Source organism: Mesorhizobium sp. NZP2298 (genome assembly GCF_013170825.1).
Taxonomy (GTDB): domain Bacteria; phylum Pseudomonadota; class Alphaproteobacteria; order Rhizobiales; family Rhizobiaceae; genus Mesorhizobium.
In genome coordinates this window covers 6,423,251-6,435,101 of record NZ_CP033365.1, presented here as the reverse complement: position 1 = coordinate 6,435,101, position 11,851 = coordinate 6,423,251, and the positions used below count along the sequence as shown (strand labels likewise).

The 11,851-nt window shown below is 58.4% G+C and carries 8 protein-coding genes and 2 pseudogenes; 3 read left to right on the top strand and 7 right to left on the bottom strand.

Annotation, left to right across the window (positions count from 1 at the left end):
- Nucleotides 1-51 precede the first annotated feature (51 nt).
- Both EB231_RS30780 and EB231_RS30775 read right to left on the bottom strand, forming a co-directional pair.
- Nucleotides 52-804: a response regulator transcription factor gene (locus EB231_RS30780; protein ID WP_172352165.1), complete on the bottom strand. Its 753-nt coding sequence runs from the start codon at nt 802-804 to the stop codon at nt 52-54.
- A 607-nt stretch (nt 805-1,411) separates the two neighbouring features.
- Nucleotides 1,412-1,630 (bottom strand): hypothetical protein, encoded by a 219-nt coding sequence (locus EB231_RS30775; RefSeq protein ID WP_172352164.1) that lies wholly within the window; start codon nt 1,628-1,630, stop codon nt 1,412-1,414.
- 508 nt (nt 1,631-2,138) lie between these two features.
- On the opposite strand from EB231_RS30775, the gene EB231_RS30770 reads away from it, so the two are divergent.
- Nucleotides 2,139-3,581: a hypothetical protein gene (locus EB231_RS30770; protein WP_172352163.1), complete on the top strand. Its 1,443-nt coding sequence runs from the start codon at nt 2,139-2,141 to the stop codon at nt 3,579-3,581.
- Between the two features lie 302 nt (nt 3,582-3,883).
- Here the strand turns inward: EB231_RS30770 and EB231_RS30765 are convergent, their stop codons facing one another.
- A complete protein-coding gene (locus tag EB231_RS30765; protein WP_246740781.1) occupies nt 3,884-5,038 on the bottom strand; it encodes a glycosyltransferase in 1,155 nt (384 codons plus the stop codon).
- A gap of 1,650 nt (nt 5,039-6,688) precedes the next feature.
- Between EB231_RS30765 and EB231_RS30760 the strand changes: the two genes are divergently transcribed.
- A complete protein-coding gene (locus EB231_RS30760; protein WP_172352162.1) occupies nt 6,689-7,363 on the top strand; it encodes a Crp/Fnr family transcriptional regulator in 675 nt (224 codons plus the stop codon).
- Between the two features lie 965 nt (nt 7,364-8,328).
- Nucleotides 8,329-8,627 (top strand): annotated as a pseudogene (locus tag EB231_RS35305) (IS110 family transposase); the annotation flags it as partial.
- A 3-nt stretch (nt 8,628-8,630) separates the two neighbouring features.
- On the opposite strand, the pseudogene EB231_RS30750 reads toward EB231_RS35305, so the two are convergent.
- The 4 genes and pseudogenes from EB231_RS30750 to EB231_RS30735 form a co-directional block, all read right to left on the bottom strand.
- Nucleotides 8,631-8,738 (bottom strand): annotated as a pseudogene (locus EB231_RS30750) (IS481 family transposase); the annotation flags it as partial.
- A gap of 57 nt (nt 8,739-8,795) precedes the next feature.
- Nucleotides 8,796-9,530 (bottom strand): ribonuclease activity regulator RraA, encoded by a 735-nt coding sequence (locus tag EB231_RS30745; RefSeq protein WP_172352161.1) that lies wholly within the window; start codon nt 9,528-9,530, stop codon nt 8,796-8,798.
- Nucleotides 9,531-9,553: 23 nt separating this feature from the next.
- Entirely contained in the window at nt 9,554-10,717 is a 1,164-nt protein-coding gene (locus tag EB231_RS30740) for a mandelate racemase/muconate lactonizing enzyme family protein (protein WP_172352160.1), read from the bottom strand.
- 32 nt (nt 10,718-10,749) lie between these two features.
- On the bottom strand, nt 10,750-11,847 hold the full coding sequence (locus EB231_RS30735) for an ABC transporter ATP-binding protein (protein ID WP_172352159.1): 1,098 nt from the start codon (nt 11,845-11,847) through the stop codon (nt 10,750-10,752).
- Nucleotides 11,848-11,851 lie beyond the last annotated feature (4 nt).

The following is an 11,851-nucleotide window of genomic DNA, read 5'->3' as shown; positions in this document are numbered from 1 at the left end:
TACGGTCCGGCCCGCCGAGGTTAACCCTCGGCGGGCCGCGTGAAACCGCTGTCATTCCTGCGCGAGAGTGCCTTCCCCGAAAAGATCGTTGACCTTGTAGGCAACCTCAGTCCTATTCGTCGCCTTCAGTTTTTTCATGATGTTTCGGATATGCACCTTCACCGTGCTTTCGCGCAAGTTCAATTCGTAGGCTATGATCTTGTTCGCCTTGCCGCGCCGAAGCGCCTGAGCGACTTCAGCTTGCCGGTGCGTGAACATAGTCGTCAACGGACGCGTGTCGCGGCTGCCTGAATCGATCAGATGACGCATGGACAAAACGCTGCTGGCCGGCACAAAGATGCCACCAGCCGCCGCAAGATTGACGGCTTCGACGCAGACATCAATACCAACCGAAGTCGGAATGTACCCACGTGCACCGCATTCAAGCGCTGTTAGTATTTGCCCAAGATCATCTATGTCAGACAAAATTATTACCGGAACGGAGCTGAATTCCGATGAAATTAATCTAATCTCATCTGCAATGCCGTGGTCAGTAAATTTACGCCCGCCAAGATTAAATAGAATGGCGGCTAGGGGAGGGCAAGCCTCCTTCCTTATGCGCCATTCTTCGATCGTGCCCATGGCGGCAACGGCCATACCGAGATCATGGTCCTTAAGGGCTGATGCCAGACATTCCCGGTCCAGGGCCCTTCCGTCTAGAATAAGCAGGCACTCTTTGTCGGCTTGTTCGCTGCCCCTTCCATTGCTACTCGAATAAGCTTGACTTGCCGAATCGAAATTATGCAGTCCGATTGCAGAAACCATACTAATACCCCAATTTTGCCCACACAAGACGACCTTCTGGCGGCCGTCATAACCCCCTCAAATTCCTGATTTTTTTGAAGTTTTCTGCCCGTGAAGGCCTAGCCGAATCTCTCCAGCTCAGACGCTCATCGTTTTCTCCCCTATGCCACCCAGAATTGAGTAGTTTATGCTGTACAAGCGGGAGCTAATCTAAATTAATTTTCGGTAAATTTATTTACTTGCTTCCAAGGAGTCTCGCCAATTGCGCGGGCAACCGGAGCTGGCCGATACGCTCGGTTCATGAATCCAACATGCAATTAGTTCGAGATTGGCGGAGCCGCCATGTTCATCCGATAGGCGGAAGCTAGGCAGACAGGCCTCTGTCGTCTTACCCCAAAGGCTTCGTTGACGACATATGTGGGCCAAGACGAGCATGGATTTGCCAGCGTCTGCCCAGGCTTACGCGGTCTGTCTGCGGATAAAGCGAGACAGGATAGGGGAGCCACTCGCCCGCCCCAGTGGCTCCCCTATCGCTTTGTAGGAGCGGCGCGCCAGGACAGCGAAAAAAATCCGCCTGCCAGCATCGGCTGACAGGCGGATAGATACTCCTGGAATTGACGCTTGGACCTCAGGCGTTTCCCTGGGGATCCGTCTCACTCAGCCACCGCCTACCCTTTGCATCGCTGCAGGTCACGGTTTCGAAGGCATCGATCAACTTCTTGGCGGCTTTGTTGGCAACGTGGGATTCAGGATACTGGGCGGTCACAGCCCGCGCCCGTTCATAAATTTCCCTGAGTTGCTTCATCTGCTTAGGGCTAAATGCGCCATGTATAACCTGGGTGGTCATACCGCTTATCCTCCTCAATATGGAACTCCGGAGAACCCACCCCGTTGCCAAGAGCTCCTGACATTCTCCAATTAACACGACATTTCACGATTGTAAGCATAAGCTTGCCCGCAGACTGTGTATAAGCGTGACATTTATCGCCGTCGAGGCGTTCTTTAGTGGGCGTTTGCCAATTAGCCGTTTGCAGGAAGGGGTAGGCCGGAATCCGAAAGGCCGGCGTCTCGAACTATTCCAGACGTGTTGGCCATAGGCCGCGCGTGCTTCTCTAGTCCAAGCGAATAACTCGGCACTTGGCACCCATGGCTGGCAGCCCTTTTTATCAGGTTCACCGACAAGCATAACGCTGCACCGTGGATCTGCCGCTGCTCCGGGCTACGGCTTCCTGCGGAACGCGGGACTACGCCGTTTGGCTCTCTTGCCCAAGCTATGCGCCTGTCGAATGATGCATCATCGGATAGCGTCTTCGTCAACGTTAGCATGACCAACTGGGAGAGAGGCTCAATCAGCAATGCAGGTTTCTTTACCGGGTCTGCTGGTGTGCGCGGCTATTCTGATCATTGCATACTATTCCCGAGGAATGCTGATTGTTGGGCTGATTGCTTCCCAGGCATTCGGCGCCACGGCCGTCATGACCCTGACTTTTTTGGGTGGGTCATCTCCGCTCATCTACACCATGTTCGAGGCTCTGCTCGTCGCTGCCGTCGCTGCCAGACGACATATATGGCTCGACTTAGGACGCGTGTTTGGGAGCATCCGCCCAGTCTGGATCCTTGCGGGCGTCATGGTTTACGCAATCATTGGAGCGTGGCTGTTTCCAAGGTTTTTCGCCGGGCAGACGGCTGTCTTTGTTCAGTCGAAAATCCGCGGCACCGTCGTGGAAGCTTCGCTGGCTCCGGTTTCAGGCAATACCTCTCAGACAGGCTATTTCATTCTCGGTGGCCTAACGACCATCGCGCTTTGCACCCTGTTGCTGCACGCCGACAGGATAGACCAGCTACGCCGTGGGTTCTTCTTGTGGTGCGGCCTACATGCCGGCATGGGGCTGCTTGATTTCGTCAGCAAGAATGCCGGCGTGGGCGACGTACTCGCCCCGATCAGAACCGCCAACTATGCGATCATAAGCAACGCTTACGAGGCCGGTTTCGCACGTATCACAGGACCTTTTTCCGAGGCCTCTTCGTTTGCCGGCGCCTCCCTGGCCTGCCTGGCATTCTCCTTTACATATTGGAGAAAGACCAGGTCTCGTCTCGCCCAGTGGCTTGCGGCCATTCTGCTTTTCCTGACCATCCTGTCGACATCCTCGACCGCCTATCTTGGCCTCACTTTGCTGTGTATTCCGGTCGCCCTCTCAATGTTGGCATCAGTTCTCAGGGGACGAGTCGAGCGGGAGGAGATATTGATCACCGTCCTGATGGTGCTGGGCGTGGCCGCTGTTTTGGGCGTCAGCCTCTACAGGGCCGACGCGCTGGATCCCTTCGTCAGGCTCATCAACAGCACCATCATCAACAAAGCCGATTCCGCCTCGGGGCATGAGCGCACCTATTGGAACCTCAAGAGCCTGCAGTCCTTCGTCGACACCAGTGGCCTTGGCGTCGGCTTCGGCAGTTCCAGGGCATCAAGCTGGCCGATCGCGGTTCTGTCCCAGCTTGGCTTCTTTGGGTCTCTGATGCTGGCCATGCTGCTCGGTGTCCTGACCCGGGGATTGAGCGGGGTGCAACAATGGGTGGCGCCTGAGACGGCTGCAGTCGCATTGAGCATCAGGAACGCCGCCTTCGCCGGCATAATTGCCAACTCGGTGTCAGGCGGCAGCGCCGACCCTGGCCCCCTCTTCTTCATCGCAATCGCTGTTGTCTCTGCCACCAGGGTCAGCGCCTTACGCATGGCAGCGGGTTTTGAAAGACGCAATCGCTATCAGACGGCACAGCCCATGCCTGCTATCGATGCTGCCTAGGGGACCGGAACGCTACCCAGCGCCCGAGCCAATGCTTCACTCAAGTCGTTTTGCCAACGATCCCGGAAAATGGAACGACTGCTTTCGTAGGCCTCCACTGCAGTCGCGGCCTCTTCGGGAAGTTTGCGCGCGATCTCCGCAGCCGTGTGCCGCACCATTGGCTCTGGCACTGGGGCGGGCTGTTCAATGCAGGCTTGCGGTGGAAGGCATTGCCATTCTGGTATCGCGCGGCCTGCCCCCTTTTGGGCCTCTGACCCACAGGCGAGGTATGCCCGCGCCTTCACCAAACGTCCGGACTCGATTTATCCGCCCAGCAGCAGGCTTCTCCAGCCCTGCAGGAAGCGCTGTTTCGAAGCGCGCGAGGCAACGTCCCGCAGTTCGCGGCTGGCCCGTGCCTTTTCGCTCGAACTGCGTGAAAGGGCTCGCCGCATCGCCTGTCCGATTGCAGTCGTGTCTTTTGGAGGGACTTGCACGCATACGCCTTCCACCGCTTCCACCAATGCACTTCCCTCGGAGACGATCGGTAAGAGGCCCATATGGGCCGCCTCCAAGGCGGGCATGCCAAACCCTTCCAGAAGGCTCGGCAGAATGAATGCCTCTGCTTTCGCGTAGAGCCAGCGCAACTGGCTGTCCGCCACATATCCCGGCAACACCGTCCCTGGTATCGATTTCGCAAGATCGACGATCTTCTCGCGGCCTTCGCCTCGCGAGCCGCAAAGCACGTATTTGATACCTTGCTTGTAGAACCCGCCGTCTCGATAGGCCTCAAGCGCCGTGATCTGGTTCTTACGTGTTTCAAAGGCGCCGACAGTCAAGAAGAATGGCCCGTCGACACCAGGAAGAGCTTCCAGCGACCCCTCAAACAGGCCCGTGCGCACGTATAGCGGAATGGTGGTCAGGAATCGGAAGTTTGACCCATAGATGGAAACGAAATTGTCCTTCGACCAATCGCTGACGAAAACAATCCCGGGCCTGTGCCTGCGGATTTTTTCATAGGCGACACGGTAATTCTCGACGGTTACAGAGTCATAGAGGTAGCTGTGGCTCAAAGGGCCGACGTCATGGCAGAGCACGATATCTTTTTCAGCCAGCTCTGATCTCAGCACAAAGAGCGGATCGAGAAAGATCCGGCTGTTGCCACCCGCGGCTTTGCTGCCGATCAAGCAATATTGGCTGTCCTTAAGCCAACTGATTTCCAGCATCATCAGCCTGGCCGCGATCTTGCGCGCCAGCCCTTCGGGAGCTATCGCGCCAAGTCTCCAATACCGAACCCGTGCGTGCTCTGGTACGAACTCCTGGCAAAGGTCCTTGGCTATATGCCAAGCACCAGTCCGGTTCAATATCGATAGCGAGTTTTCAAAGAGTGGACGACCAACGGCGGCAGCCCCGAAGGGCTCTGAACAAGTCGATCCAACTCTTCCCGCCGCCTGTGGACCGTGCCGCTTTTCAATATCCAACAACCGTTCACCTGATAGTAGTGTCGAACCCGTCGACGGCCTTCATCCAATGCACGGACAGTATCGGAAAAACCGTCACAAGTTTCAGTTTGGTTGTGAAAAAGCGTATCGGGTGGTAGCTATTTGTCAACGGAAACACAGGGGAAGAGGCTCCTCTAAAAGGAGCAAGTTGGCTCTAGTCTTATAGGATGATTGTTGCGGCAACGGGGATTGAGCAGCTATCTGGAGAGTCCTACCCTCCTTGCGCTCGCGATGCATGCCGGAGGGCATGAGGATGACTGTGGCTCATCGCTGGTGGCGCCGCTATCATATCTGTTACGCTGCCCAAACTAGGCTTAAGGATAGCCCCCCTCCAGACTTAGGCCACTGCGTCGATAACGAGGGTGCAGTTCGCGAAGTCAAATCGAAGGTATTCCTGGCTTTCCCTCCTCTTGGTTATGCCGCAGGACCAAGGTCTTACACTCTTGATTACCAAGGTCTGAGCGGATCGCTTTGGTTCCGCGAACGTCTATGGAATGTTCTTCCTTAGGCTAACCTAGATTAGGCGGCAGCTGCGGCGGTCGACTTGCTAGCACGACAGCCTGAGATGTGTCAGATTTTTACCAGACCGTACTGAATCGATCCTGTCTGCCTCTGCGAGTGCCCAACGTTGCCATGATTCCAGTGCCAAGGAATCGATATCAGCCGAACCATCATCAATCGCCAGCAGGCGCCTAGAGGGGCAGCAAGGGTGTGTGTCAGCCACGGCGCCGCTGGCATGGGCCCGGTGCTCCGGGCCATCATCGTAATCCGCACACACCTGATCTTCCTATGTGGCAGGCCTCTGTCGGCCATGCGTGCATCCAAGTCTCAGGCGCGCCAAGGAGACCGCTGTGCCATCCGTTTCAAGTCACCTCGCAGACCGTGGCAGGAACATCAACAATCACGCATCACGACGCTGACCGCATGTGCGGCTCGAATTCGCCCGCAAACGAACGACCGTGGAAAGCACGTTCTACGCAATGCGCGCGAGCTTGTTGGCCAAAGCTGCAGCCAGAACGTTGTGATGGAGCCGCCGCGCCGCGGCGCTCAGCCATCCGTCAGGGCCAAACTTGGCCCAGCTCCGTGGCTAAGCCGGTACCGCGCGCGCCCATGGCTAATCGCTACCGTTCTTACGCTTGCAATCATTATGACTGGGATAAGACTTGCAGTCGGTTAGCCCTTTCCCGGATTGCGTCTCACGTCGCGACAACACGGCCGCTAACGGAGCAGCGGGCTCACAGCGTCGATTCATGGGGCGCGGCAGGAATTCATCGATGTGGTGAGCAGTCGCCAATCCCGCACTGGCTATGAGTGGCGGTAGAAGAACAAGGCGAACTCTCGACTGCGTGCTCGGGCGATCCCATGATTTCCTCCCACGATCACCGATGAGGGGCATAGAGATAGCGTCGCAAAAATCGTTTGAATGCAACCAATTCGGCGCGACCATATCGCAATGTTTGAATCCGCCGGCGCGTGTCTGGAGGGTCCTTGTCTGCGGGGCTATCAATTGGGGTTGATCTGAGTCAAGGGGAGCGGCCCTGGTGCGATTTATCTTTGTCAGCCTCCCAGACATTCGTTGGCTGTAACGTCGGAGTGATCGTTTTGTCGTTGGACGCTTTGGTTAAGCGAATGCGCAGGATAGCGTTGGGCGAAGCCGAGCGAGATGCCTTGGCGAGGGCGATAACGAGCACAAGGGACTACAGGCGCGGCGAGACCATCTTTGATTCCGAGGAGGATACTCCAGAGCTTCACATAATGTCGGAGGGCTGGGCCGCCCGCTCCGTTTCTTTCAAGGACGGAGCCCGGCAGATTACCGATCTTCTGATCGTCGGCGACTTGTGCGACTTGTCGGCGTTGGGGAAAGGTTCTGTCGGACGTGTGGCCGCACTGACCCCGACTGTGGTTACGGTTTTGAACCGGCACGCGGTGACTGCGGCGATAGCTCGCCATCCCAACCTCGCCAAAGCCTTCATAAGCATCGCCTTGATCGAACAGGCAACTTTGCGAGTTTGGCTGGCCTATATGGGGCGGCACGAGAAATCGACACATCTGGCACATCTCTTTTGCGAGTTGCATGCTCGCCTTCGCCGCGTCGATCTTGTGGGGGATCATTCCTTCGATCTGCCATTGACCCATGAGGTTCTGGCTGACGCTACGGGAATGAGCGGTGTTCACCTCAACCGCGTCCTGCAGCAGATGCGCCAGGACGGGTTGATCACCCTTCACAAGCATCATTTGGAGATACTTCAGCCCCAGCGGTTGCGGGAGCTGGCGGAGTTTGACCCTGCTTACATCTGCCCTTGATGGAAGCGAGGCGATCGAAGCTGGTCGTTCATCTCAAGGGCGATTAAATCAACTCATCTTTAAGCATCGAGCCGCCCGCTGAATGGGTTCGCTGTCTTCCTTTCGGTCGCAGCGGCGAGGGGCGCTTAACACGTTCCCCAAACGGCGACCGCGTAGTCAACGACGAATTCCATCCCCGCAAGACCAACCCATGTAAGTGTTTTCTCGAAACCGACATGCAAAATGCGTGTTCGATTCGATGCCGAATGGCAATCACTTAGGCGCCGACATCTGGCACGTTGTGTCAGCGCGGAGGGTATGGACGGCGCTTCGAGGCTGTCGCCCTTTTTCGAGCGGCTGGGATGGGTTGCCGCCGAGACAATGTGACTTAAGGGTTGGGAATCCAAGCCCTTCGAAAATACAAATCTCTCCTGAAATCGGAGCGCGTTGCCCCAACGGTGCGCCCCGGTAGGCCGGCGCCTTCGCCCAATCACCCCAATGGAGGCGCCGGCCGCTCCCGCAGGACCATCTGTTCGGCCAACGATATCGAGTTGGTGAGAAAAGGGCATAGCTGCGCAACGCCTACCTGCAGCTGCAGGTGTGCGTCTGCCTCCAGCCCATGCTCACAAATCTGCAATCTGCGTCAGAGCTGAACGCCTGGGCTTTGCGACTCCAGAGCGCGAAACGGCCAAAGCGTCTCCGATCAAACGGCGCTCATATGGAAATCGGACGGACCGCGTGGTGTGAGTGCATCGGATTTGGCTATCCGCCCATCTGCAGCAGAGTTTGCAGGAAGCCTTCGACCTATCGCAACGATAGGCAGCTTCTTGCGCCATCGCACTTCGGTGCGACGAGGGATTGCGGCCCGTAATCGGGGCAGGTGCCAGGCTGGACAGCAAACCTGTGCGTCTGCTGCGGTGCCGCTGGCGAGGGGTGGCGACTGGAGTGACCATTCTGCTCTTGTCAAAGAGCGCAGGAGGCGGACGATGGAATTCCTTTGTGGACTGGACGTGGCGATCGACGAGACTGCGGTGTGCGTCGTCAACGAGACCGCGCGGTGCATCTGAAGAGCACGGTGGTGACGGATGCGGAAGCGACCTGGAAGGCGCTGAAACCGTTTGTGGCGCGGCTGCGGCGGGTCGGCCGCGAAGCCAGCTCGCTGTCACCCTGACTGCAGCCTGAACTGGCCAGGCTCGGCCTGCCGGCAATGTGCTTGGAAACCAGGCATGTGCGCGTCACGATGGCGGCGCAGCGCGACAAGACCGACGCTGCCGACGCACTCGGGGGGATTGATGCCATAGCGCTTCGAAAGCGCCCTCAGGCTCGCTTGACTATGTTGTATCGCTCGACGGATCGCCTCTGTCGTTGTGGCGCTCCCATGCAGAACCTGGCCCACAGCGCATCCTTTTATTCGGACGTCAATGATGAACCATCAAAGCCTGGGATCAAACATCTAGCGCTTTGCGCTGCGCCACTCCTCGTATTCTGCGCGGGCATCGTCATGCAGCGGATAGTAGCGTTGCAACGGCGCGCCCTGCATGAGCTTCTGTCGCGAAAACTCTTCCCAATCGTGATGCTTCTTCGATTCTTCAATCACTTTTGAGGCCATTGCGACTGGAACTACCACCACCCCGTCGTCGTCGGCCACGATGATATCGCCGGGTATCACCGTGACACCGCCGCAGGCAATCGGAACATTTACGGCGTTTGGATAGATGCTGGTCTGCACGTGGTAGTTGGGGGTCCAGCCGCGCAGCCACAGCGGCAGATCGAGCTTCTCGACGTTGGGCCGGTCGCGCATGCATCCGTCGATGACGATGCCGGCGCCGCCTCTGCCCTTGAAATATGTGGACATCATATCGCCGAAGACGCCCGAGCTCATGTCGGCACGCGCGTCGACCACAACCACGTCGCCTTCCTGCGCATGATAGAGCACGTGCCGGTGCAGTTGTGTCTCTGGATCGGCGTATTCTCCCTCGTTGAAGAGATCCGGCCGTTGCGGCAGGAACTGCAGCGTCAGCGCCGGCCCGACGATCGACTTCCCGCGGTTCTGCGCCACCGGTCCGACCATATGCGGATTGCGGAAGCCCATATGGCCAAGCGTGCCGGCAACGGTCGCGGCGCCGATCTCCCTTAGCGCGTCGATCAGGTCTTTAGGTGGCCGCGTGATGTCGGGGGTATGCGTCATGATGGACTCCGGTTGAAATTGAACTACCAGTTGGTGACAGAACCATCGCGGCGCTTGAGGTGGGGCGCTTCCCAGAAACGGAAACTCTGCGCCCGGATCGCCTCTTCGTTGACCTCGACGCCGAGCCCCGGCAGGTCGCTGACCGGATAGTCAGAGCCGTCCAGTCGGGGTTGCACGGGAAAGAACTCGGAACTGTCGAAGCCCAGCTTCCTTTCCGGCGCCCGGGTCTCGAGCCACGCGAAATTCGGCACCGCCGCGCCGAGATGGATGGTCGCGGCGGTGCACACCGGACCAAGGGGGTTGTGCGGCATCAGGTCCACATAGTGCGCCTCGCTCCAGCCAGCGACCTTCATCGCCTCGGTGAACCCGCCGACATTGCATATGTCGAGCCGGTTGAACTGATGGATGCCGCGTTCGATGTAGGGCAGGAACTGCCACTTGCTGGCAAATTCCTCGCCGATGGCGAACGGAATGTCAGTCATCGTGCGCAGCGATTCGTAAGCCTCCGGCGTCTCGTCGCGTATCGGCTCCTCAAGGAAATCCAGCACGCCGCGGCCGAGCTTGTTGCAAAAGCTCGCCGCCTCGGCCACCGACAGCCGATGATGATAATCGATGCCCAGCACAGCGTCGTCGCCCAGCGCCTCGCGGGCTTTGTTCATCATCCTCGCGGTCACGCCAATCGACTCGCGCGGATCGAAGAGGTCTCTGCTGCTTTGCCCGGCGGGGAAGAAGCGGATCGCCTGCCAGCCCTGCGCGCGCAATTCGCGGGCTCGTTCGATGGCAGCATCACCCTCGGCCTCGTCTCCGGTCGAGGCGAAGGTGGGGATGCGGTCGCGCTGCTTGCCGCCGAGCAACTCGTAGACTGGCACGCCCAGCGCCTTGCCCTTGATGTCGTGAAGGGCGATGTCGATGGCGGAAATCGCTGCCTGTAGAACGCGCCCGCCTTCGAAATACTGGCTGCGATAGACTTCCTGCCAAATCCGCCCGATCTGCATCGGGTCGCGGCCGATGAGAAACTCGCGATAGTGCTCGATGGCGCCCGTCACCGCCCTCTCGCGACCACTCAAGCCGCTCTCGCCCCAGCCGAAGATGCCTTGGTCGGTCTCGATCTTGACGAGCATCTGGTTGCGCGTTCCTACCCACACCGGGTAGGGCTTGATCGCGGTAATCCTAAGCTTCTCGGTCATCCGGCCCCCATTGCAAACGCACCCGTCTTGTCTCAGTCAGCCTCGAGGGCCATCTCAGTTTCGCCGTCGAACAGGTGCATCCGCTCCTGGTCGAACTCGAGCCAGATCTGCTCGTCCGGCGCAACGGCGATGGTCGGCGGCACACTGACGTTGACGATGGCGCCGGACAGCAACGCTTGCACGAAGGTGATGTCTCCGGTGGGCTCCACCGTGTAGGCCTTGGCCGGGACGGCGCCTGGCGCCGCGCTCTTGTGGAGCTTGATCGTCGAGTGACGTGCGCCGAGCACGACTTTCTTGGTCGTTGCCCGCGTGACTTTCTGGGCGTTGCGCGGCGAGAGCTCGAGGCTCCAGCGCTCCGCGCCCGTCAGCACGGTGTTGCCGTTTGTCGTCGACGCTTCCAGCGGAACAAGGCTCATCGCCGGACTGCCGATGAAGCTGGCGACGAACATATTCACCGGATGGGCAAAGACCTGCGCCGGTGAATCGTATTGTTGCAGGTAGCCGCCGTTCATCACCGCCATCCTGTCCGCCATGGTCACGGCTTCGAGTTGGTCGTGCGTCACATAGATGATCGTGGCTTTGAGGTCCTGGTGGAAGCGCTTTATCTCCGACCGCATTTGCACGCGCAGTTTTGCATCGAGATTGGAAAGTGGCTCGTCCATGAGGAACACAGCGGGATCGCGGACCAGGGCACGGCCCAGGGCCACACGCTGCTGCTGCCCGCCCGAAAGTTCGCGCGGCTTGCGCTCGAGCAACTGTGTCATATCGAGCACGCGCGCCGCTTCCTTGACCTTCCTGTCGATCTCGTCCCTGGGCAGTTTGCGCATCTGCAGCGGGAAGGCGAGATTCTTATAGACCGACTTTTGTGGGTAGAGCGCGTAGTTCTGGAACACCATTGCGATGTCCCGGTCCTTTGGGTCGAGGTCATTGACCACCCGGTCTCCGATGACGATATCGCCCGATGTGATCGGAATCAGACCCGCGACGAGATTGAGGGTCGTTGTCTTACCGCAGCCTGACGGACCGACGAGCGCAACGAACTCGCCGTCATTGACGGTCAGCGAAACGTCGTTGACGGCTTTGAAGCTGCCGTAGGTCTTGACGAGATCTTTGAGGACCACATGGGCCATGGGC